19 protein-coding genes are annotated in these 23,316 nt (G+C 45.1%); 9 read left to right on the top strand and 10 right to left on the bottom strand.

Annotated elements, in window-relative coordinates:
- Window positions 1-36 precede the first annotated feature (36 nt).
- Window positions 37-441 (bottom strand): STAS domain-containing protein, encoded by a 405-nt coding sequence (locus tag EXU57_RS10495; protein WP_133268154.1) that lies wholly within the window; start codon window positions 439-441, stop codon window positions 37-39.
- A 92-nt stretch (window positions 442-533) separates the two neighbouring features.
- On the opposite strand from EXU57_RS10495, the gene EXU57_RS10490 reads away from it, so the two are divergent.
- Window positions 534-3,062 (top strand): ATP-dependent Clp protease ATP-binding subunit, encoded by a 2,529-nt coding sequence (locus tag EXU57_RS10490; RefSeq protein ID WP_133268153.1) that lies wholly within the window; start codon window positions 534-536, stop codon window positions 3,060-3,062.
- A gap of 127 nt (window positions 3,063-3,189) precedes the next feature.
- Window positions 3,190-3,885 (top strand): (d)CMP kinase, encoded by a 696-nt coding sequence (cmk, locus tag EXU57_RS10485; protein ID WP_133268152.1) that lies wholly within the window; start codon window positions 3,190-3,192, stop codon window positions 3,883-3,885.
- Window positions 3,886-4,104: 219 nt separating this feature from the next.
- Here the strand turns inward: cmk and EXU57_RS10480 are convergent, their stop codons facing one another.
- Window positions 4,105-5,331: a 4-hydroxy-3-methylbut-2-enyl diphosphate reductase gene (locus EXU57_RS10480; protein ID WP_133268151.1), complete on the bottom strand. Its 1,227-nt coding sequence runs from the start codon at window positions 5,329-5,331 to the stop codon at window positions 4,105-4,107.
- A 162-nt stretch (window positions 5,332-5,493) separates the two neighbouring features.
- Here EXU57_RS10480 and EXU57_RS10475 point away from each other — a divergent pair, with 162 nt between their 5' ends.
- Window positions 5,494-6,762: an alpha-amylase family glycosyl hydrolase gene (locus EXU57_RS10475; protein WP_133268150.1), complete on the top strand. Its 1,269-nt coding sequence runs from the start codon at window positions 5,494-5,496 to the stop codon at window positions 6,760-6,762.
- Between the two features lie 115 nt (window positions 6,763-6,877).
- On the opposite strand, the gene EXU57_RS10470 is transcribed toward EXU57_RS10475, so the two are convergent.
- The gene (locus EXU57_RS10470; RefSeq protein ID WP_133268149.1) at window positions 6,878-8,389 is read right to left on the bottom strand and encodes a trypsin-like peptidase domain-containing protein; all 1,512 of its coding nucleotides are present in this window, start codon (window positions 8,387-8,389) and stop codon (window positions 6,878-6,880) included.
- Window positions 8,390-8,589: 200 nt separating this feature from the next.
- Window positions 8,590-9,612, bottom strand: coding sequence for an acyl-CoA reductase (locus EXU57_RS10465; RefSeq protein ID WP_133268148.1), 1,023 nt, complete (start codon window positions 9,610-9,612; stop codon window positions 8,590-8,592).
- A gap of 61 nt (window positions 9,613-9,673) precedes the next feature.
- Between EXU57_RS10465 and EXU57_RS10460 the strand changes: the two genes are divergently transcribed.
- The 4 genes from EXU57_RS10460 (at window position 9,674) to EXU57_RS10445 (ending at window position 12,716) form a co-directional block, all read left to right on the top strand.
- The gene (locus tag EXU57_RS10460) at window positions 9,674-10,021 is read left to right on the top strand and encodes a 4Fe-4S dicluster domain-containing protein (protein ID WP_133268147.1); all 348 of its coding nucleotides are present in this window, start codon (window positions 9,674-9,676) and stop codon (window positions 10,019-10,021) included.
- Window positions 10,022-10,529: 508 nt separating this feature from the next.
- Window positions 10,530-11,516, top strand: a complete 987-nt coding sequence (locus EXU57_RS10455) for a D-alanine--D-alanine ligase (protein ID WP_133268146.1) — start codon at window positions 10,530-10,532, stop codon at window positions 11,514-11,516.
- A gap of 24 nt (window positions 11,517-11,540) precedes the next feature.
- The gene (locus EXU57_RS10450; protein WP_133268145.1) at window positions 11,541-12,380 is read left to right on the top strand and encodes a PASTA domain-containing protein; all 840 of its coding nucleotides are present in this window, start codon (window positions 11,541-11,543) and stop codon (window positions 12,378-12,380) included.
- Between the two features lie 18 nt (window positions 12,381-12,398).
- The gene (locus tag EXU57_RS10445) at window positions 12,399-12,716 is read left to right on the top strand and encodes a rhodanese-like domain-containing protein (RefSeq protein ID WP_133268144.1); all 318 of its coding nucleotides are present in this window, start codon (window positions 12,399-12,401) and stop codon (window positions 12,714-12,716) included.
- A 156-nt stretch (window positions 12,717-12,872) separates the two neighbouring features.
- Here EXU57_RS10445 and EXU57_RS10440 read toward each other — a convergent pair whose 3' ends face one another.
- The 4 genes from EXU57_RS10440 to fmt all read right to left on the bottom strand — a co-directional run bounded on the left by EXU57_RS10440 (window position 12,873) and on the right by fmt (window position 19,282).
- The gene (locus tag EXU57_RS10440) at window positions 12,873-15,656 is read right to left on the bottom strand and encodes a M1 family metallopeptidase (RefSeq protein ID WP_133268143.1); all 2,784 of its coding nucleotides are present in this window, start codon (window positions 15,654-15,656) and stop codon (window positions 12,873-12,875) included.
- Between the two features lie 51 nt (window positions 15,657-15,707).
- On the bottom strand, window positions 15,708-17,132 hold the full coding sequence (locus EXU57_RS10435) for a sugar transferase (protein ID WP_133268142.1): 1,425 nt from the start codon (window positions 17,130-17,132) through the stop codon (window positions 15,708-15,710).
- Between the two features lie 8 nt (window positions 17,133-17,140).
- A complete protein-coding gene (locus EXU57_RS10430; RefSeq protein ID WP_133268141.1) occupies window positions 17,141-18,115 on the bottom strand; it encodes a Gfo/Idh/MocA family protein in 975 nt (324 codons plus the stop codon).
- Window positions 18,116-18,337: 222 nt separating this feature from the next.
- Window positions 18,338-19,282 (bottom strand): methionyl-tRNA formyltransferase, encoded by a 945-nt coding sequence (gene fmt, locus EXU57_RS10425; protein WP_243745566.1) that lies wholly within the window; start codon window positions 19,280-19,282, stop codon window positions 18,338-18,340.
- 554 nt (window positions 19,283-19,836) lie between these two features.
- On the opposite strand from fmt, the gene EXU57_RS10420 reads away from it, so the two are divergent.
- Window positions 19,837-20,292, top strand: coding sequence for a peptidylprolyl isomerase (locus EXU57_RS10420; RefSeq protein WP_133268140.1), 456 nt, complete (start codon window positions 19,837-19,839; stop codon window positions 20,290-20,292).
- A 7-nt stretch (window positions 20,293-20,299) separates the two neighbouring features.
- Here the strand turns inward: EXU57_RS10420 and EXU57_RS10415 are convergent, their stop codons facing one another.
- On the bottom strand, window positions 20,300-21,223 hold the full coding sequence (locus EXU57_RS10415) for a CPBP family intramembrane glutamic endopeptidase (protein ID WP_133268139.1): 924 nt from the start codon (window positions 21,221-21,223) through the stop codon (window positions 20,300-20,302).
- A gap of 164 nt (window positions 21,224-21,387) precedes the next feature.
- Here EXU57_RS10415 and pepT point away from each other — a divergent pair, with 164 nt between their 5' ends.
- Complete coding sequence (gene pepT / locus EXU57_RS10410) at window positions 21,388-22,635, top strand: peptidase T (protein WP_133268138.1); 1,248 nt, start codon at window positions 21,388-21,390, stop codon at window positions 22,633-22,635.
- On the opposite strand, the gene EXU57_RS10405 is transcribed toward pepT, so the two are convergent.
- Window positions 22,636-23,148: a hypothetical protein gene (locus EXU57_RS10405; RefSeq protein ID WP_133268137.1), complete on the bottom strand. Its 513-nt coding sequence runs from the start codon at window positions 23,146-23,148 to the stop codon at window positions 22,636-22,638.
- Window positions 23,149-23,316 lie beyond the last annotated feature (168 nt).

The raw sequence follows: 23,316 nt of genomic DNA, 5'->3' as shown, positions 1-23,316 counted from the left end.
GCGCTATGGACCACCTGACTGTAGTTGAAAACAGGATTAACTCTCTCCATGGCTGTTAAATGTGATGTCGTTGTCTTCCATCATTTCACGTTCGATTTCTTCCATTTGAACAATATCCCAAGCTTCGCTTTCGGAGGGGGTAATATTCATGAATTCCAAAAGTTCAAGCTCGTCGAGCCTGCTTTCAACAGGTGGCTGAAGTTCACAGATTACAAAAGATGCACTGTTGTCATAGAATTTTTGCTGCAACCTGCTAAGTTGTACAGCAGCGTTTTCGGTGATGGTTTCTGTTGCAGGTAGCTTAAGCACAACGTTTTTGATATCTTTATGGAGGTATGCACTTATCTCATTTGAAAGGGCTGCTGCTATATTGTCAGAGAGGTCTGCTTCATTCAGTGTTACAACATGAAATTTCTCTTTGGTATCAATTTTGACCTCCATATTCTTTAGTTTTAGATTAACACGTGTGCATAAATGCACACAACTAAGCATCAAATTTATTCGTTATTATTGTATCAAGTAACTTAAACATCATGGATAATAATTTTTCAGCCCAGGTAAAGGAGATCATTTCATTCAGCCGAGAGGAAGCTCTCAGGTTGGGGAATGATTTCATTGGAACCGAACATTTATTGCTTGGCTTGATACGTGAGGGAGAAAATACAGCTATCCGCATATTAAAAACGTTGAATGTAGACCTGTACGAATTACGTAAAGAAGTTGAATTGGCAGTAAAAGATAAAACGGGTAAGAACATTGCAAACATCAACAGCCTGCCTTTGACAAAGCAGGCCGAGAAAGTGATTAGGGTTACTGTTTTGGAAGCAAAGGCATTGAAAAGCCCCCTTGTAGAAACAGAACACCTGATGTTGTCAATATTAAAAAACAAAGAAAATATAGCTACCCAAATCCTTAACCAGTTTGATGTAGACTATGACATCTTCAGAAACGAATTAGGTATGGTAAGAAGTAACGATCCGCGCAACGAATACACCGAGGACAACGATGATGATTTCGATGATGAAAGGAAGAGTTATTCTGCGCAGCAAAAAGCAAAACAGGCAAGCAACACAAAAAGTAAAACCCCTGTGCTGGACAATTTCGGCCGCGACATTACCAAGCTTGCAGAAAGCGGTTCTCTTGATCCGATCGTAGGACGGGAGAAAGAAATTGAAAGGGTAAGCCAGATCCTCAGCCGTCGGAAAAAGAATAACCCAATCTTGATTGGTGAACCCGGTGTGGGTAAGACCGCCATTGTCGAAGGTCTTGCACTCCGTATCGTTCAGCGTAAAGTCAGCAGGGTTCTTTTCGACAAACGCGTAATCAGCCTTGACCTTGCAGCCCTGGTTGCCGGTACCAAATACCGCGGTCAGTTCGAGGAAAGGATGAAAGCAATCATGAATGAGCTCGAGAAGAACAGGGACGTTATCCTGTTTATCGATGAAATTCATACGATCGTGGGCGCTGGTGGTGCCAGTGGTTCACTGGATGCTTCAAACATCTTCAAGCCGGCCCTTGCTAGGGGAGAACTCCAGTGCATCGGCGCCTCAACGCTCGATGAGTATCGCATGTACATCGAAAAAGATGGTGCACTTGACAGGCGTTTTCAGAAGGTAATGGTAGATCCCCCTTCTATCGAGGAAACCATTCAGATCTTAACCAACATCCAAAGCAAATACGAAGATTACCACAGCGTATCTTATTCTGAAGACGCGATTGATGCTTGTGTGAAACTGAGCGACCGGTATATGACCGACCGTTTATTGCCGGACAAAGCTATCGACGTCTTGGATGAAGTTGGTGCCCGCGTTCACTTGAAAAACATTAACGTACCACAGGATATCCTTGATCTTGAAAAGAAGATTGAAGACATCAAAGTTGAAAAAAATAAGGTCGTTAAAAGTCAGCGTTTCGAAGAAGCTGCTGCGCTTCGTGATACCGAAAAGCGCCTGGGTGAAGCCCTTGAAAAGGCTAAGAACAATTGGGAAGAAGAAAGTAAAAACAAGCGTTACCCGATTGATGAGGAAGCGATTGCTGAAGTAGTAAGCATGATGACGGGTATTCCGGTGAAGCGTATGGTGCAGGCTGAAACCGATAAGCTTCGCAGGATGGGTGAAGACATGAAGGCAATGGTAGTGGGTCAGGAAGAAGCTATCTCCAAAATTACAAAGGCAATCCAGCGTAACAGGGTAGGTCTTAAAGATCCTAAGAAACCAATCGGAACATTCATTTTCTTAGGTCCCACCGGTGTTGGTAAAACAGAGTTGGCAAGGGCACTTGCACGCTATATGTTCGACAGCGAAGACGCACTCATCAGGATCGATATGAGTGAATACATGGAGAAGTTCACCGTTAGCCGTTTGGTTGGTGCACCTCCGGGTTATGTAGGATACGAAGAAGGCGGACAGCTTACCGAAAAGGTACGTCGTAAGCCGTATAGCGTAATCTTGTTGGATGAGATTGAGAAAGCGCACCCCGATATTTACAACATCCTGTTGCAGGTTTTGGATGATGGACAACTGACGGATGGCCTGGGTAGAAGAATTGACTTCAAAAACACCCTGATCATCATGACATCTAACATCGGTGTTCGCCAGTTGAAAGATTTTGGTGAAGGTGTAGGATTTGCAACCGCTAACCGTGTTCAGAATGCGGAAGAGAACAATAAAGCTGTAATCGAAAAAGCGTTAAAGCGTACTTTCTCTCCCGAGTTCCTGAACAGGATCGACGATGTAATCATCTTCAATTCACTTAGCAAGGATAATATTTTCGAGATCATTGACATCCTGATGAAAGGTGTTATGAAGCGCCTGGTAACACTTGGTTTTAGTCTTGAGCTAACACCAGAAGCCAAGGACTTTATTGCCGATAAGGGGTACGACTCGCAGTTTGGTGCAAGGCCCTTACACCGCGCCATTCAGAAATACCTTGAAGATCCTTTAGCCGAGGAGATCCTTGGAATGCAGATCAAGCAGGGAGACGTACTGATCGCAGATCTTGATAAGGAAACGATGAAAATCAAGTTTGCGCTGAAAGATAAAGTTGAAGAGCGTATCGCTTAAGCTTACCGCTCAACAAAAAGCCATCACCCACAAAGTGATGGCTTTTTTATTGTACCCTCCTTACGATTCACTTTGATTTTGACCAATCAAATTAGTTTTTCATTTTTGCAAAAACCAGAAGTACCCCATGAGAAAAATCATAATAACCATCGATGGATTTTCTTCTTGCGGTAAAAGCACGCTGGCTCAACAACTTGCCCGTAAGTTAAATTATGTCTTCATCGATAGCGGCGCCATGTACCGCGCAATTACTTTGTTTTTTCTCAGGAACCATGTTGATTGGAACAACAGTGAAGAGGTGGTAAAGGCTCTTGAACAGATCAATCTTGATTTCCACTACAATCTCGAAACGGGTAAAAGCGAAATGGTGATGAATGGTGAAGATGTGGAATACCTGATTCGCGACATGCTTGTTGCTGAAAAGGTGAGTGAAGTAGCTGCGGTTAAGGAAGTACGCGAGTTTGCCGTCAAGGAGCAGCGCAAAATGGGTAAGAAAAAAGGTATCGTTATGGATGGAAGAGATATCGGGACAACCGTTTTTCCTAAAGCAGAGTTGAAAATTTTCATGGTTGCTGATCCCGTTATCAGGGTGGAGAGAAGATACCGCGAAATGCTTGAAAAAAATCCCAACGTTTTGCTGGAAGAAGTAAAAGACAATCTTCAGATGCGCGACTATATCGATAGCAATCGTGAGTTTAGTCCATTGCGCCAGGCAAAAGATGCTTTTGTACTCGACAACTCTAAATTAACTACCGAAGAACAACTCAAGATAGCGCTGAAACTTGCAAAAGAAAAGATTGCGACCGTTGAGGAGGCAATCTGAGGAATGTTTGGCCCTCACAAAGAACATTGTTTAAGCTAAAGTAAGGTTACTTCAAAGCCGGTTTTGGGACCGTCTGTTGTGTTTTATTGCATCATCGTTGCCACGCTCGTCCGACCGGAGTCATCCGGGCAGGCTCGCTTGTACGGCAACGCAGAATTCAGCTTAGCTTCCTTTTAAATGGAAGTTCATTCTCCTGTATCACCTTTTCGCCAGAGCAGATTATTGAAAACATGCCTTCATTTCCTCGAGACCGGAGGTTATACCATAAAATGATATGAGCTTGCGCATTACTTCTTCAACTACGGCATCCGGGCAACTGGCGCCGCTCGTGATCAGGATCTTTACCGGTTTATGAGCGGGAAGGTAGCCGCCGGTGAGCAGTTCCTGTTTAGTATGAAAATTATGATGTAGTATCTCAGAGGCTGAGATGAGTTTATCCGCGGCGTCGATATAATAGGTTGGAAGCTTTTCTTCACATAACTCTACCAGGTGCGAGGTATTACTGCTATTATATCCGCCAACAACAATTGCCAGGTCAGCATCGGCCTCGAGTAAGCCATAAACCGCGCTTTGATTATCGTTTGTCGCATAACATAGCGTGTCTCTTGTATCTGCAAATCGTTCATGAACATGCTCAGCATCTAAATTAAAAGTGGTGACCATCACCTGCTTCAAGTAATCAGCTATCGCCTGGGTATCACTAGCCAACATAGTGGTTTGATTAACTACCCCAATTCTTTGCAGATCTTTTTGAACATCAAAACCTTTCGAATATCGGCCACTAAATTCAACATAGAAATCAGCTGGTGCTTTTTCACCGGTGATGTATTTCGCCAACTGTACAGTTTCCTTCATGTTGTACACCACAACGGTTGGGGTATTGGCAGCTGAATGGCTAAAGGTTGCCCTTGTTTCTTCATGTTCCGGTTTGCCGTGCAATACAACGCTGTACGACTTCTTTGCAATCTGTTCGCTACGGTTCCATACCTTTTCTACGAATGGGCAGGTGGTATTATACTTTTCGGTTCGAATGCCAAGTTGCCGGAGTTTTTCTTCCATCGCCAGCGTTGTGCCAAAGGCTGGTATCAATACAATATCATCGCCGGTGATTTCCTCAAAAGGAATAAGGGGTTTTCCTAACGTGTCCTGTAGAAAGCGCACGCCTTTGTCTAAAAGGTCTCTGTTCACCTGCGGATTGTGGATCATTTCGCTAAGCAGGAATATACGTTTGCCGGGATTTTCCTCAACTGTCCTGAAGGCAATCTCTATTGCATTTTCCACCCCGTAACAAAAACCAAAATGACGTGCAAGATAAATTTGAACCGGTCCGAAGTCGAGTTTTGTTGGGGTGAAGTCTTTTTTAAGTTTATCCTGTTGTTTCCGCTTAGCCTTAATTGCGCTGATAAGGGGTGACCGATAAGTTACAGGAACATTAAACGTTTTCATTCATTTGCATTTAAATTCCGGCTGATACCCGGCTTACATATCGTGCGAAGTTACAACGATGCCCACGATTATTATGTTAATGGCTTTCTTGAATTGCTTGGGATTGGCTGCGTGAGTTGATGCCAATAACCTTTCTTTGTACAACAGCTAATCATTATCCTTATGGACGAAAAATTTATCCCGGTGGACTGGGCAGCAGGTGCAAATATTTATGAAGTTAACCTGCGGCAATATACAACGGAGGGCACTTTCGAAGCTTTTGCAAAGGAGTTGCCCCGGCTTAAACACATGGGCGTTCATATTCTTTGGTTTATGCCAATTACACCCATTAGTGTAAAACAACGGCAGGGATCCTTGGGAAGTTATTATGCCTGCAGCAGCTATACGCAAACCAACCCTGAATTTGGCGGAATTGAGCAGTTTAAGCTGCTCGTGCAGGGTGCACATGACCTGGGTATGAAAGTGATCATAGACTGGGTAGCAAACCACACCGGATGGGATCACGAATGGACACAGGCAAAGCCTCATTTTTATAAGAAAAACGACCTGGGAGAATTTTACGACTCAAACGGCTGGAAGGACGTGATTGACCTTGACTACAATAACCCCGAAATGCGTGAAGCGTTGCTGAGTGCAATGCGGTTTTGGGTTGAGGAGACCGGGATTGACGGATTCCGCTGCGACATGGCCCATCTCGTTCCAATAGATTTTTGGAGATCAGCCAGGTTGAGCCTGGACAATACAAAGAAGTTATTCTGGCTGGCAGAAACGGAGGAGCAAGCCTATTTCCAGGTGTTCGACGCAGTGTATGCGTGGCAGTTTCTGCATACGATGGAAGCGTATTGGAAAAAAGAGATCAACATGCATGGGCTTGAAGACGCGCTTAAACCGGATGCAGGTCATCATGGCGTGAAGGCCTTTTTTACCTCGAACCACGACGAGAATTCGCATAGCGGTAGTGAATATGAGCGGTTAGGCGACGCTGCGAAACCGTTTGCCGTATTATGTGCTACCTGGCAGAACGCCATACCCCTTGTTTATAGCGGGCAGGAGTTGCCAAATAAAAGAAGGCTCGCCTTTTTTGAAAAAGACCCTATTCAATGGACAGGAACCAATACGCTGGAACAATTTTACAGGGCACTGCTGACCTTGAAACGGGAACATCCTGCCATGCAAAATGGCGATCCTGGTATAACCCTTACCCGCCTTTACGCTTCCAGTGCAAATATTTTCGCCTTTAAACGGAGCAAGGGCGATCGGGAAGTTGTGGTGATATTGAACTTATCCGCATCCGGACGGCAGCGCTTTCTACTTCCCGAGGCGTCGTTATCGGGCACGTACACCGGCGCATTTTCAGGCATACCCTATTACTTCGACGAAAATGTAAGCTTTGAATTACAGGCATGGGATTACCTGGTATACTACAAATAAGGCGGTGCTGCTCATCTTAATGCTACGTTCTTTGCCCGGAAGCTTTCTGAAAGTGCTATAAAACAAAAACCCGGACTTTCATCCGGGTTTTTATTTTATACTTGAAGTTTTCAAATTAGTCGAGACCTGATAGATTCAAAGGATAGCCATAGCTGCTTTCGTAGCCGGGGTAAATGCCCTCGAGTTTAACAGTAGTACCCTTGTTTGCGTCAAGTGCCTGTTTTAACTGCTCTACGCTGGTAATCTCTTTTCCGTTTACCATGGTGATTACAAATCCATCCTGGATACGTGTGTTTTTAAAAGCACCCGATCCAACCTTTTTTACAACTACACCACCAGGAATATCGTAAGCTGCCGCTTTTTGTTTTTCCAGGGTTACGAGTTCAGCCCCGAGCTTATCGATGATGGTTTGTGATTTTACAACATCGGTATTCCCAACCTTATTCTTCAGTGTGAGGGTAGTTGTGTTCTCTTTACCTTCACGAACGTAAGTGATGGTTACTTTATCACCGGGCTTATAGCGGGTAACCTGCTCAACCATTTCAGGGCCGGTGGTTACTGCAATTCCATTGATCTTGGTAACAAAATCTCCTTTCTTGATGCCACCAGCTGCCGCTGCACCACCTGCAGGAACTTCTGTTACATATACACCATCTCCCTCTTTAATACCCATTTCTTTCTTCCGCTCTTCGGGAATATTATCCGGTGCATATTGAATTCCAAGGTAAGCGCGTTGTGCAGTGCCAAATTTGATCAGGTCGTTAACTATCTTTTTAACAATGTTTACAGGGATAGCGTAAGAATAACCGGCATAGCTTCCGGTAGGAGAAGCAATGGCTGAGTTAATGCCGACCAGCTGGCCTTCTGTATCTATCAGGGCACCTCCGCTGTTTCCGGGGTTAACTGCCGCATCAGTTTGAAGGAAGCTCTCAATGGGAGACTCACTCTGCCTGCTGTTGATACCGATTGACCTGGCCTTAGCACTGATGATACCAGCTGTAACTGTTACATCAAGGGTAAGTGGATAACCTACTGCAAGAACCCACTGGCCAAGCTTTACTTCGTCGCTATTACCATAAACGATATAAGGAAAGTTCTTTCCTTCCACCTTTAATACGGCAATGTCGGTACTGGGATCTGTACCTACAAGAGTAGCTTTATAGGAACGACGATTTGGAAGGGTGACATTAATGTCATCAGCCCCGTCAATTACGTGGTTGTTGGTAACAATATACCCATCGTTGCTAATGAAGACACCGCTACCGCTTGCACGTTGCTCCGGAATAGTACGTGAACGTGGTGAGTCGAACAAGTCTTCAAAGCCATCGCCAAATAAATCTGAAAACGGGTTCCTGCCGCGGGGAAGGTTATTTGATACCTGCCGGGCCTTGGTTTTTGTTTTAATATGTACCACTGCAGGAGTAGCTGACATGGAAGCAGCAGTAAAGTCGATGGCCCCGGCCGGTGCAAGATCTTTATCAAAGAATTTGGCATAGTTCACAGGCAGTTTACCAGGTTCCTGTGTTCCGGCTTGTTGGTATGAGTCGTATTTATTGTAACCCCAAACACTCAACAGCGCTGTGGTGGAGCTCAACAGCACTACCAATAAGATGTTTCTGAATTTCATGTTCAAGTTGGTTTAATGTTATTTTCTCAAAATACATGCCTGCTAAAGCAAATAAACGAATGACCCTGATTTAAGCAAATAAGCCCTTGCCCAATTAACAAATGTTTGACGAAGACTGTCGTATTTGCGGCGAAGGATAGCAAAAATGTCGCTTTCAAATGTTTACGCATCAACTATACGCCTTTTCGTCGGAACATCAATCAGGCCTTTCCTGCCATCTCGGGATCCAAACTGAGCAAGAATTTCATCGTATCAACCCCGTCTGCATAATCGGCAAGTCGAGGTTTCTGCCCATGTCCAAAAGGTACAAAATCGTTCCCTATGATACATTGCAAATCGGTGTTTGAGCCCAATGACGTTGTTAATGCATTTTTGTCGCTGTAATATTCAAAGTGTACCTGGCTAACAGCTGAGAAGAGGGATTTGTTTTCCGAAAATAATATTGAGTCGTTTGTCATGTAAAACTTGTTACCCATCATCAGTAAGGCAAGCTGGTAGTCATAGTTATGGCGGTATTTATGGAACTCCATAAAATGATCGTACTTCCTTAAAGCCTGCAGTAAGGGTTCGAAGTTGTAATGGTCGGGCACGTATAGCTTGGTCACATTCCTGCAGCCCAGCCCGAAATAGAGCTGTATATCGTCAGCGAGGGCTTCCAGTTGTTCAACTGACTCCTCACCTGTTAGAACAGCTACGCTTGTGCGGTTCTTACGGATGATGTTGGGGTATTTGCCGAAATAATATTCGAAGTAGCGGCCGGTATTATTGCCCCCGGTAGCAATATACACTTCGCAGCCATTTAGTTTTTCTGAAACGTTGATGTAGTTGCTTACAGCCGGGTCAAACTCGTTAAGCTTGTTCAACAAAAAAGGGATGAGTACCTCATCTTTTGAAGACAGTTTTATAAGCTGTTCATGCCCGGTAATAAATATACAAAGCATGTCGTGGAAACCAACCATCGGTATGTTACCCGCCATCACCAGCCCGACCCTTTTAGGAGGAACAACCTGCGCGTTTAAACCGTAGGAGGTTGCCCAATGTTCAAGTTGGGCTCGTTGCAGAAATTGCTCTTTGATATTGGCTGCAGCGTGATCTATAAATTCAGGTATAAACCAGGGATTTTTACTGTATGCTTTTGCCTTTGTCCGCACCCAACTTTCATCGTTTTCCGAAAGGTATTCACCAAGTCTCACCAACAAGTCAATTCGTTCTTGTAAAATCATTTGTCACCCTTATTTTTGCTATACAAACTTACAACGATAAAAAGCATATAAACCGATTAACATGGCTATTAAAATAACTGATGAATGTATAAACTGCGGTGCTTGTGAACCGGAATGTCCAAACAATGCGATCTATGAGGGAGGAGTTGAATGGGCAATGGCAGATGGTACTGCGGTTAAAGGCACATTTGTATTGTTGGATGGTACAGTTGTAGAGGCCAGCCAACGTATGGAGCCGATAGCTGTTGACACCTACTACATTACTCCAAATAAATGCACCGAATGCCAGGGCTTTCATGAAGAACCCCAGTGTGCGGCCGTATGCCCGGTTGATTGCTGTGTACCCGATGAGATGTACCGTGAGACCGTAGAAGAACTGTTAGAGAAAAAAGAGAAAATGCACATTTAGTGCAGCAGGACCGTCGGCATCTCTTATTGATTGGGATGCTGGCAGGGCCAGGTTATAATGCTTGCCATGGCGTGTCTTTGCCAGGAACAACTACCTGAAAAGGCCAATGATACGTTGGAAATGTGCAAAACTTTTCGCTTCTAAAAGCTTGCGGCGATTTTCAAAACAGGCTAATTTTGAAAGCGTTAAGTCAGCGGTTTAATTCAGGATTTGTAAACCACGCCCCGTAATGAGTTGCAGTACAAGAGTGCGACGCAAGGATGCTTAATAGAACCACTAAAGCCGGGCCAAAAAAAACGTCGGCGAAACGAGCCGCTTACCAGGTCCATACTTGTTGCCATGAACGGCGACATTCATACAGCCGGGTGATATTTCCCGGAATATAGAGGTGAAGGATACTGTTTCTTCACCTTTTTCATGTCCGGGCGGCATTGGGGCTATGGGTCACCCATATACATCTACCCGCTATATTTATTTTTTCCTTTCTTTGCCGCAGTAAAAAAACAGCATGAGCAAAAGAACCATTGCCTTTGTAACAGGTGGTTATAGTGGTGAAGCGGTGATCTCTTACAAGAGTGCAATTACCATTGAAAACAATCTTGACAGAGACAAATTCGACGTCTTCAAGATTGACATTCATCCATCGGGTTGGTGGTATGAAAATGAGGACGGAGAGGATATCCCGGTAGACAGGAACGACTTTTCAATTACAGTAAACGATAACAAAATTACGTTTGATGCTGTCCTGATCGGTATTCACGGTACTCCTGGTGAAGACGGCAAGCTGCAGGGCTATTTCGACCTGCTTAAAATTCCGTATACCAGTTGCGATGCTTCAACCTCTGCCCTGACTTTTAATAAACGCTACACCGTGGCAGTGGCTGCATTTGGTGGAATATCGGTTGCACGTTCGGTTTTGTTGCTGAAGAAAACAGCCACCGGAGCTGAAGAGCCTGGCAGTTTGAAGTTCCCGGTTTTTGTAAAGCCCAATAATGGTGGTTCAAGTATCGGGATGTCGAAAGTTACAGAACCCGCCGGTTTGGAAGCAGCAATTGCGAAAGCATTTAAAGAGGATGACCAGGTATTGGTTGAAGAATTTATCGCTGGTCGTGAATTTACAATAGGCGTGTTTCGATCTGGCGGCAAGATTGTGACTTTGCCGATTACCGAAGTGATCAGCAAAAAAGACTTTTTCGACTATGAGGCAAAGTATGTGGCCGGGATGAGTGAAGAGGTTACACCCGCACAGGCGCCTGATGATGTTGTGAAGAAAGTACAGGAAGCCGCCAGCAAGATCTACTCCCTATTGAATTGTCGGGGGATCGTACGCATTGATTTTATTTATAACGAGCAAGACGGCCAGCCTTATATGCTGGAAGTGAACACTGTTCCCGGCCAAAGCGAGGCCAGTATTGTACCACAGCAGGTTAGAGCCATGGGGTGGAACCTGAAGGATTTTTATACGGCGCTTATCGAGGAGTGTTTTAATTATTAATTATTTTTATTTAAAGATCCAAACGTGTTCAAATTTCTTACACACAAGCCGTTATGGGTGAATATTCTCGCGGTGATCTTGCTAACGGCTATTCTCATTATGTTGTTTCTGGGGTCGCTTGACTTTATTACCAAACATGGTAAATACGAGCGGGTTCCATCGATCCTTGGTAAAACCCTTACTGAAGCAACATCCATATTGAACCAAAAGGGTTTTGAAGTTGAGATACAGGACTCGGTTTATATCGACTCGATTGCTCCGTCTGCAGTTGTAAAACAAAGCCCCGAAGCAGAGTCGTCGGTGAAAGTAAACCGCACGATTTACCTTACCATTAACCGTTCGGAGCCGCCGTTGGTAGAAATGCCAAACCTGATCGGCTTTTCAATACGCAATGCGCAGATGTATCTCGAAAACCTGGGACTTCGGATGGGTGATACGACTTTCCGCCCCGATATTGCTAAAAACGCGGTACTTGAACAGCTCTATAAAGGTGAGCCCATAAAAGCGGGCACCAAAATCCATATGAGCAGTGAAATCGGTTTTGTGCTTGGAAATGGCGTAAGCGATTCAGAAATGCCGGTGCCAAACCTGGTTGGCAAAACTTACGAACAGGCAAAGAGTTACTTGCGCAACGTTAATTTGAACTATATCCCCGTTGCCGACCTAGATGTTACCGATACTGAAAATGCTTTTGTTTACCGTCAGAATCCAAATGTATACAGTGGTGAAGAAGCGGGGCAAAAGCAACACAACCGGATTAAGCCGGGTCAAACAATAGACCTGTACTTAAGTAAGGAAAAGCCGGTGTTAGATAGCGCAGCAGCCCGGCCTGAACAGCAGGAGCCTGCAAACGACATTCAATAACGAATTAAAAAACTTACGATGCAAAACATCACCGTTGATCAATTAAAAAGCCGTATCGAAGCCGGGGAACAATTAAACCTGATCGACGTTCGCGAGGATATCGAGCGCAGTGAGTTCCATATCGGTGGCCGGCACATCAGGCTTAGAAAGATCCAGGATATGGATATCGAGGAGATTGAAAACCTGAAAAACGAGGAAGTGATTTGTTACTGCAGAAGCGGAAACAGGAGCCAAATGGCATGTTTGATGCTGGAGCACCAGGGTTTTACCAATACCCATAATCTTTCCGGTGGTATGCTGGAATGGACAAACAAGTTCGGCAACCTACAACCCTAAGTTGCTGCCTGCTGTTTAGTAGTGTCGCGATTAATTGCGGTGAAGAAACGCGCCGCACCGGTGTAAGCCGGCTAAAGGGTTAGCGCACCCACACGATTAAGGTAGGAATTCTTTGCTCCTCGACTCAGCAGCTCAACCAGAAAGATCGGTTTGCTGCTACAGGGACAAACCGGGCAATAATTTACTTTTCTGCAGCTTTTGAATATCGATTGAAAAAGCTATGTTTTTTTGAAATCGCTTCTCGGTGATCGTTGACTTAAAATAGTTTTGATAAACCTTGCTGTATAGGATTGGCAGGTAAACATTCACCAGGCTTCCCAACAGCGAAAGCTGCAAACCTGCATCATACAAAAATCGACCGCTCGCCGGGTTTTGTTGCCATGCCTCGGCGTAGGTACCAAAATCTGCAAATACTTTTAGCGGAATTTTAATCGGCAATATACTTAAAGGATTTATCTTTTCCGGAAAGTCGGTTACCAGGTTTAAACTCATTAACCAGTCATCGGTTTTGCCAATTTTGCTGCCCAACAGGTCGGTACGAACCTTAAAGAAACCGTCCCGTTGCATAATCTGCTGGCTCATCCAGCCATCGAATTCATTTCGCCCGATAAAGTAATCACTGTAGGTATAATCTTCATAGCCTTTTGCACCCGTCATATTCAGGTGATAACGGTCGGTGGCACTTTGGCTTTGGAACGTTTGCTCATTCAGGTAAAAGAATCTACCGGCGAATAACCTGGCACTTAAACCCGTTTTGTTGTTTGCATAATTGAAGTAATACTCAGCGGTAAAACCGGCCCTGATAAAGTCTTTACCCTGGTCCGCCACCAGGTTTAAGCTGTAAGGGTAGAGTGCGCGTTGGTCGGCATAGGTTAAGCTAAGCCGGTTAATTGTCCGGTGCTGTTTTGCGGTAGTCACTATATCGCTTGTATCTGCAGGGGGGCCGGGTTCTATGATGGTTTGAAATTGAAGCGCATCCTCATTGATCAGAAAAGTTTTCCAGTGGATCGCAAATGTTCTTTGTTCCAGCGGATCCTTATCGAAGAGGGTCAACTTAACGGATGGTACTAACCGGTTTACCCTAAGATTTAGTTTTGTTGCCGACTCGGTGGTAAAGTTGTTTTGTGAGTAGCTGATTGCACTCAGTGCGGTTTCAACGTGATACTTTTTCTTGTAGGTGTTATAGCCAATCCTGCCAAACCCGTTTAGCTTATCAGTGGCGCTTGCATACATTGCACCGGCGAAAAACTGTAAGCGGTTAAGCGGAAGCTGGTAATTGTGCAACATGGCCCCAAACATCGCTTTGTCGTAAGCATTATAACCAACTGCAGGAAGCAGGCTAACATAGTTGTATTTATCGGTAGCATTAAGGTTGCCAAGTACCGTAAGCCGGGGAGCACGATTGTAGTTGCTGCCTGTAACGGATCCCGTTTTATGTAACAAGGTAAATACGGAGTCAAGGTTTTTGCCACTGCTTTTCTCCATTGATGCTTTGAAGTCAGCCGGGTAGGGATGTTTAAACTTCCATTCGCGGTAATATTGTTTCATGCAACTGTCGAACGTGGTCGTACCCACTTGTTTTTCCAGCAGCGCCATCCAGCGGCTTGCTTTAAGATAGGCGATGATACCATAGTTAACTTTTGTAAACTTCGCAGATGGGGTTTCAATGGGTTGGTCCTGGTTTAACTTTGTAATCAGCTTTAAGAACAGCTCTTCTTCGTCTTCAGGTGCTTTCCGTGCAAGTCCCTTCGCCCTTGTTGGAAGGAAACCATACGTTTTATATTTTCTAAGTTCATAACGCTTTTGATAATAGGTGTTCATGCCTTCGTCCATCCACGGGTGGTTGCGTTCGTTACTTGCAAGCGCTCCATAAAACCAGTTGTGGCCGATTTCATGCACGATGGTGGCGTCAAGTTCATGGCCCGTTTCTTCAGTGGTAATTAATGTTATGGTCGGGTATTCCATACCGCCGCTGTTCTCGTTTTCGCTTCCCTGCACAACCTTTGCAACCGTATAGGGGTAATCCCCGATCCAGTTACTATAATGCCTTATACCCTGTTTTGCATAATCAATCGTTTTACCCCATTTAGCTTTATCCTTATCGTGATAATAGGAGAAAACGTCAATTTTTTTTCCTGATGATAGCATAACCGTGTCGTAACTGGCTAAGAAATCTTTGCTTGCAAACCATGCAAAATCATGAATGCTATCCTGCTTGTAACGCCAGGTAGTGGTTGAATCGGTTGTACTTACCTTACCCTTGCTTTTAAGCTCGTTAAGTTTTTCTGTATCCTGGAGTACCCCGGTGGCTGCAACCTGGTAAATCGAAGGCACGGTAAGCTCCACATCATAACTGCCAAACTCGCTATAAAACTCTCCCTGGTCAAGATAGGGCATCGGATGCCAGCCATACCTGTCGTATACTGCAGGTTTTGGAAACCACTGGGTTACCTGGTAGTCTTGCCCCACATGACCACCACGCGAAAAATTGAAAGGTAGTTTAACATGAAACGGAGTCGTAATGATCGTTTTCGCACCGGGGGGCAGGGTACGCGGTAAAATCAATTTTATGAGATCGATATTGGCAGAGTCTTCTTCTACCCGGGCAGCAATTTCGTCTGCTTTAAACTGGAGCCGGTTAATGTATCCACGATCCTCCGGCTTTGAGAAATAAAAGTCTTTTCTGCCCAGTTTTAGTAATTGTTCGCTAAAGGCAGTTTTATCATTTTTGTAGGCATTCGGCCATAGGTGAAACCAAATAAATGAAAGGCTGTCCGGGGAGTAATTTATGTATTCAATTCTTGCAAATCCATCAAGGCTGTGATTGCTATCGGTCAGGCTGACTTTAATATTGTAGTTGACTTCCTGTTGCCAGTATTGTGACTGGCTGTAGGTTGAAACGAAGCCAAAGCTTAACAGGACACAGAGTATTTGTTTCAAAAGAGCGGAAATTTTTATTTGAAGTTAGGTAGATATGGCAAATTTAAAGCCTTACTTGCCGACACCCCTGAAGATGATTCTTAAGGTATGAATCATGATTTTAAAATCAAGCAGGAGCGAGATGTTTTCGATATATACAAGGTCGTATTTCATGCGCTCAATCATCTGTTCTACCGACGAGGCATAACCAAACTGCACCATTCCCCACGAGGTAAGCCCGGGTTTAACTTTAAGCAGGTATTTGTAATAGGGGTTGATTGCCATGATCTGGTCGATATAGTACTTGCGTTCAGGGCGCGGGCCTACCAGGCTTAATTCGCCTTTCAAGATGTTGACCAATTGTGGCAATTCATCGATCCTCCACTTTCGCATAAACCTACCCCAGTTTGTGACCCTGTTGTCGTAATCGCTCGACAATGCGGGGCCATTTGCTTCAGCATCAGCAATCATACTGCGGAACTTATATATGGCGAAGGGTTTGCCTTTATATCCGATACGTTCCTGTGAATAAAAGATGGGCCCCGGAGAGGAGAGCCTTGTTCGAACAATAGCAAGGATCAGCAAGGGGCTTAGTACAACAAGTCCAAAAACAGAAGCAAGTACGTCGATCAGCCTTTTTACATTCAGTTGCCACTCCGGCATAAGGCCGTTGTGAATTTCAATGAGCATTGCCCCCAGTACATTGCTGGTTTTTACTGAACCCGCAAGAATGTCGAGCGCATTGGGGACCAACTTGATTTCAACATCTTTTTCACTCAGGCGGTCAACGATGCTCTCAGTCATATGATCCTGCTTTTTATCAAGCGCAATAATCACCAGTCGTATGTTGTGCTGGTCGATTACCGTCTCAAGAGCGTCCAGGTCACCTGCGGGCTTAAGTAGTTTACTGAGCCCGTTTTTGTTGGCGTAATCCGTTGGAATGTATCCCACCATTTCGTAGCCTAGCGTACTGAAGTTTTTTTGTATCTCGTTTACCACACGCACCGACCCGGCATTGTTGCCCACAATAATTGTTGGCCACTTTATCTTACGCTGGAGTATATGCGACTTGGTAACATTGAGTATGGCTGACCTGCCCAGGAAGGTGAGCGTAAACTGCAGCGCAAAAAAGCTGAAAAATACGGTGTAGTAGTAAGTGTAGTCTTTAGAATGATCGTTTAGCATGAACACAAAAAAGATCATCAGGCAACCAATCAGCGAAATGATAAAGGTGTTGGTAAACTCATTTAGCCGCGACTTTTTGTAAAGTGACTGGGTGTATGTTCCCGTAAGCGCATAAAACAAAATCCAAAATACGGGAATGAAAATAACGGTCACATGAAAGGCTGGGTCAGTACTTAATATCTGAAGCAGGGTAGTGCCAGTCTCCTCCAGCAAAATCTTCCGGATTAATGTAAGTAACCACCATGAAATCGCAGCAGCGAGTACATCGCTGAATACATACCAGCCGATATGCAGGGGTTTGAAGGATTTCATGAATGTACTTACACCAGGATATTTGTGTTGGAAATTTTCTCCAATATCTGATGCGCAACTTCCATGGCCAGGAAGCCATCGATTTCACTAACCACAGTCGGTTTATTTTCTACAATTGAATTTACAAAAGAGGTTAGTTCAAGTTTAATGGCATTTACCTCCGGGATCACCGGCTTGGAGATGGCAATTGTTTTTGTTCCTTGCGGCGTTTCTATGTCGAAAGAAAAAGCATCTTTATCAGGCTCGTGCAGCAATTTGGTGATCTCCGTTTTTTTCTCAAGAAAATCAATTCCAATGTAGGAGTCTTTTTGAAAGAGCCGCATTTTACGCATTTTCTTCATGCTGATCCTGCTGCTGGTAAGGTTTGCCACGCAACCATTGTTAAACTCGATCCTTACGTTTGCGATGTCCGCAGTTTCAGTCATCACGGCCACTCCGTTTGCAACAATGTTTTTTACATCGCTTTTAACCATGTTCAGGATAATATCGATGTCGTGGATCATCAGGTCCAGTATTACGCTTACTTCCGTGCCGCGCGGATTAAACTGTGCAAGGCGATGAACCTCGATAAACATCGGATTGATCGGGATACCCTTTATCGCGAGGTAAGCCGGGTTAAACCGCTCTACATGCCCTACCTGCATCTTAATATTTGCTTCCTTGGCCATATTGACCAAAAGCTTGCCTTCTTCAATCGTGTGGGCAAGCGGCTTTTCAACAAAAACGTGTTTACCTTTCCGGATCGCTTTTTCGCATAATGCAAAATGATGGTTTGTCGGTGCAATTACATCAATGGCGTCACAAGCATCAATAAGTTTATCCGCATCTAAAAACCGTTTAAGTTCATATTTTTCGGCTACTTCTTTAGCAATCTCGTCATACGGATCGTAAAAACCCACGATCTTAACACCGCTGATTTCTTTCCAGTTATTCAAATGAAACTTCCCCAGGTGACCTACGCCAAATACCCCAATTTTCAGCATGTTAGTTAGTGGTTTAATGGTTGTAAAGATAAACGTTGAAACTGATTGCAGGAAAACAACGGAGTAGGCAGGAAAAGGGGTTTGCGGTGTTGTTCCGGGGCAATTTCGCCCTACGTAGCAGCCACGATCATGACTGCGCTGCGACTAATGTTAAGCAACAAGTAGAGGGTATTAAGCCGGCCAAAACACATGGGACCCCTGTTTGCCAACAACAACAAGGCGTCATCCTTGTAGCCGGTAGCCCCTGAGAAAATCCTGCACCGCCATTCGCTTTTTTCCCTCCAGCTGCAATTCCAGTATGTTTATGTATCCATCTGCACAGGCAAACTTCAGGTAGGAGGAATGATCGGTTAGTACGGCTCCCGGCGAATGTGTGGGCACGGTAAGTTCCTTGCTTGCCCGGTAAACCTTTAGCATTTTACCGTTCAGTTGGGTCAGCGCGCCGGGATAAGGTGAGAGTCCCCGAATATGATTATGCAGTTGGTTGCACGATAACGACCAAATGAGCTGGCATGTTTCGGTGAAAATTTTTGGCGCATGTTTGAGCGCGTGCTCTGGTTGGAACAACCTGGCTGACTGAGGGGTTTCCCCCAACGTGCCCGTGCTGATTCCTGCAACAGTTTTCACCAGTAGTGCGGCGCCAATTTCCTTCATGTGATCATGAAGCTCGCCGGCAGTATCATCCGGCCCGATCGGGATGGTTTCCTGCAGCAGGATGTTCCCAGTGTCGATTTCGTGCTTGAGTTTGAAGGTTGTTACCCCAGTTTCATGTTCACCATTAATAATCGCCCAATTGATTGGAGCAGCCCCGCGATAATGCGGCAGGAGTGAACCGTGAAGATTTATTGTGCCCAGGGGTGGCATATTCCAAACAGCTTCAGGCAGCATCCTGAATGCAACAACTACCTGCAAGTCAGCTTTAAGTTGTTGCAGTTGGTCAAGAAATTCCACGTTCTTCAGGCGCTCTGGTTGTAGTATGTTCAACCTATGCTCAACAGCGTATTTCTTCACCGCGCTTTCTGTCGTTTTCATTCCCCGGCCTGCAGGCTTGTCCGGCGCAGTAATCACAGCAACCACATTAAACCCTGCCTTGAGCAGCGCATCAAGGGAGGCGACCGCAAATTCTGGTGTACCCATAAAAACAATCCGGTGTCTGGTCGCATCCATAATTTCCCTTTTTTAAACGAGTATAACAATTTGGGTTACTGTTTAGTTGGTCAACTTTGCCCCTCGCATGTTGAAACAAACTATTACAGATTTCTGCAGCTTACTTAACCGTTCATACCGTAGTTAAGTGTTTCAGTTTAATTCATGTCAGGATTTATGACTGATCGCAGTTGATCTAAGTAGTTTACCCCGCAAATATGGCAACTCTTTACCGTGCGGCAAAAGAAGATGTCTTTGCCATTAGATGTATGGTCTGCAGATGATCTGCATTCGCTCTTTCTTCAGGGAACATTTTTTGTAGTTTAATCTTCATCAGAATTCCGGCATTGAGCTGATGAGTGCGGAGCATTGATGCTGCGGATAATCTGGCTATGGTTGATCCCTGGCCATTGATCGCAGATGCTCAACTTTGGAGTAGGACAAATTACCGGGGTTTACCCGTAGTTTTGGCACTTTCCTGCATGGGTGTAGATACCTGTGCTTCAACCTGCAGGGAGCTAGCGGAGTAGCGATAGTACGCAACACCGATTGAAAGAACAATTAAAAACAAGCATATGCAACAAGTAAAAAACGGTGATACTGTAAAGGTGCACTATCATGGTAAACTTACCGACGGAACCACCTTCGACAGCAGTGAAGGCCGCGAACCGCTTGAATTCGAGGTAGGGAGCGGAGCCGTAATCGCCGGATTTGATAACGGTGTTACCGGCATGGCAGTAGGTGATAAAAAAACCATTCACATTCCTGTTGATGAAGCGTATGGCGCAAAGCAGGACGATCTCTTTATGGAATTCCCCATTGATCGCTTTCCTGCAGAGATGAAACCAGAAGTAGGTATGCAACTGAATATGAGTGATGGCCAGGGTAGAAACTTCCCGGTTGTCATTGCAGAAGTTAGGGAAGAAACGGTGGTGCTTGATGCAAATCATCCTTTATCAGGTGAGGACCTTGTATTCGATCTTGAACTGGTCGACATCAAAGGAACGCCCTCATTGATCATTACCCCATAATGCAGTTTTAAACAATCGCGGCCCCGGCACCAGCCGGGGCTTTTTTGTTTGCCGCCGGCAGTGCAACAGGGTCAATAGCGCCATATTGTTTTGCAAAAAGCCGGTTGTAGAGCAGCAAGAATACAATCAGTAACAAAGCACAGAGCAAGGAACCCTCAAAGCCAAACGATCCACCCGTAAACCATTCCGGCCCCGTTTGCGACTGTTGAAAAATTGCGGGAAGTTGCAGGCCGCTAACCTGGTAGCCAAAAACCGGACCCTGGAAAAAATTCCATGAAAAATGGAAAAAGATGCTGAACCAAAGGTTACGGGTATAAATGTAATTGATGCCCAGGAATACGCCTGCGATAAAAATGTTCGTTACCGCAAGCAAACTTACCCCCGGATTTACCCCATGTACAAGCCCAAACAAAAGTGCAGAGATTGCAAGGGCAACCCACTTATTACACGATGACATCAGGTTGTTCAGCACGTATCCCCGGAAAATCGTCTCTTCTACAAAAGCAACCAATATCATTGCGGCAATTGCAATCACGAATGAAGGTGCCGACCATTCCACTGCGGAGTAGCCAATGTACCCTGCCAGTACCAGTATAATCGAGCCAATCCCAAGTATGGCCGGACCGGTAAAAAAGCCCAGCCAGGCTTCATTTGTAAATCCCTTCCAGGCAAAACCCAGGGATACAAAGGTTGCCCGGTCAACGATGCGGCGGTAACCAAAGGTAATCAGCAACATCGCGATGCCTGTAATCGCATACATAACCAGGAAGTTCGCCGGATCATTAATAGAGGGCTCGGCGCCGCCCGCCAGTTGTGCAAGCAAAAGTCTCGACAAAGGTTCCAGGAAGAACATCGTTGTAAAAAGCCCTATAATAAACAGGAGTGCCCTGATCCAACCTTGTTTAATAAGCGGTCCCGAATGGTTCGCCATAAGAATAATGTTTTTTTGGTACCGGCCGATGAATTCTATTTAGCTTTTGTTGCGTCGCATTCCGTTCATCGGCAACGCATTGCGCAGCTTTATTTTGTGCGTTAACAGGGTTAATTGCTACCCTGGCCTTTGCAAATTCTGTTAACTTGCTCAAAATTCAAAAGATGTTTACAGATTACGAATTTACCGTCGTAGATCGCTTTCTAAGGTACGTGCAGGTTGATACGCAATCCGATCCGCAAAGCAATTTGCAGCCCACTACCGGTAAGCAAAAGGAGCTCTCGCTTATGCTTGCCAATGAGCTGCAGGCACTCGGTCTCACCGACGCACACATGGATGAATATGGATACGTATACGCTACCATCCCTGCAAACACCCAAAAGCAGGTGCCGGTAATCTGTTTTTGCAGTCATGTGGATACTGCGCCTGATTGCAGCGGAACCCACGTAAAGCCATTGTTGCACACCCAATACGACGGCAGCGATATTGTAATGCCCGACGATCATACACAGGTGCTAAGCACCAAAGATTACCCCTACTTGAAAAAGCATATCGGGCATGGGATTATCACTGCAAGCGGAAGTACCCTGTTGGGTGCTGATGATAAAAGCGGTGTTGCTGAAATCATGGACATGGCAAACTACCTGGTGAATCACCCGGAAGTTAAACACGGCACCATCAAAATATTGTTTACACCCGACGAAGAAGTTGGAAGAGGAACCGCAAAGGTCGATATCAAAAAACTTGGCGCTGATTACGGCTATACATTAGACGGGGGAGAAGCCGGGATGCTCGAAGACGAAACGTTTAGCGCCGACGCGGCGATTATTACCATCCACGGCGTTATTGCTCACCCGGGCTATGCAAAAGGTAAACTGGTTAACGCGCTAAAGATTGCGGGTGAAATGCTGGCTGCTCTTCCGAAAAAGGGGTTTAGTCCGGAAACAACGGGAAAACGGGAAGGATTTGTTCACCCCGTGCGTATAGAGGGAATCGCCGAAAAAGCAACCCTGGAGTTTATCGTGCGGGACTTTACCCGTGAAGGACTGGCATCTAATGCAGAACGCCTGCAGGAAATAGCCGAGAAAGTTTTATTGAAGCACCCAAAAGCGAAAATGGAGTTTAAACTCCAGGAACAATATCGCAATATGAAGGAGGTGCTTGACCTTCACCCCCAGGTTACCGCCTATGCAGAACAGGCGTATAAACGTAGCGGCCTGAAAGTGCGGAAGGAAAGTATCAGGGGCGGAACTGATGGTAGCCGGCTAAGCTTTATTGGATTGCCCTGTCCAAATCTTTTTACCGGAATGCAGGCGATTCATAGCAAACTGGAATGGGTGGGGGTAAAAGACATGGAAAAAGCAGTAGAAATGTTGGTAAACCTGGTAAAAGTCTGGGAAGAAAACAGTTGATCACCTGTTTGCCATGATTAGGAAATAAGCCGAAATGATGATCAATCCTACGGCCAATAGCCCTAGCATAATATAGCTCATAATCTCGCCGGCCTTAGCCAGGCTGTGATTGCTTTTGGTGATGGTTCCTGGAAAGGTCTTTTCAAGTTTTATGGCCTTACCCGACAAGATTAGCCCCGGGATAGCAAATAGTGGTGTTATAAAGAGCCCACAACACGCAAAAACAAATCCAAGGATCGCATTTGTATTTCCCCGTTCAGCACTAATCTTATCGGGCGAAGCCTTCCTGAATTTGCGGCTGATGAACCAATAGCCGATCTTTTCGCGAAGTGTTAATTTCCTGGCCGAGATCGCGCCGGTAACTTCGGCCCGGGGGCCCGATAGTGGAAAATCAGGATTGTATGCCGGGCTGCTGATTTGCGCAAGATCGGAGCACCCTACGGACGATTCAAGTCGGGCGCCCTGGCACCAGGCTGCGGTAAAAAGAAGGGCAAATATTAAAAAGCATCTCATTACCAAATATAACCGTTCAGCGGTCGAAGATCAAACCTGGTGTACTCATTTATTTCTCATGCTAAAGTTTAAGATCAAAGGAGATCTCCGGCTGCAATGTTGTTTACTGAAGTGTTCGTGCATAATTAAGGGAGAGACTGTGAACAAGCCATAGCACCAGTTACTTGA

Origin of the sequence: Segetibacter sp. 3557_3 (genome assembly GCF_004354985.1) — a bacterium.
Lineage (GTDB): Bacteria > Bacteroidota > Bacteroidia > Chitinophagales > Chitinophagaceae > Segetibacter.
Note: the sequence above shows the minus strand (reverse complement) of the source record. Positions and strands in the feature narration are given on the sequence as shown.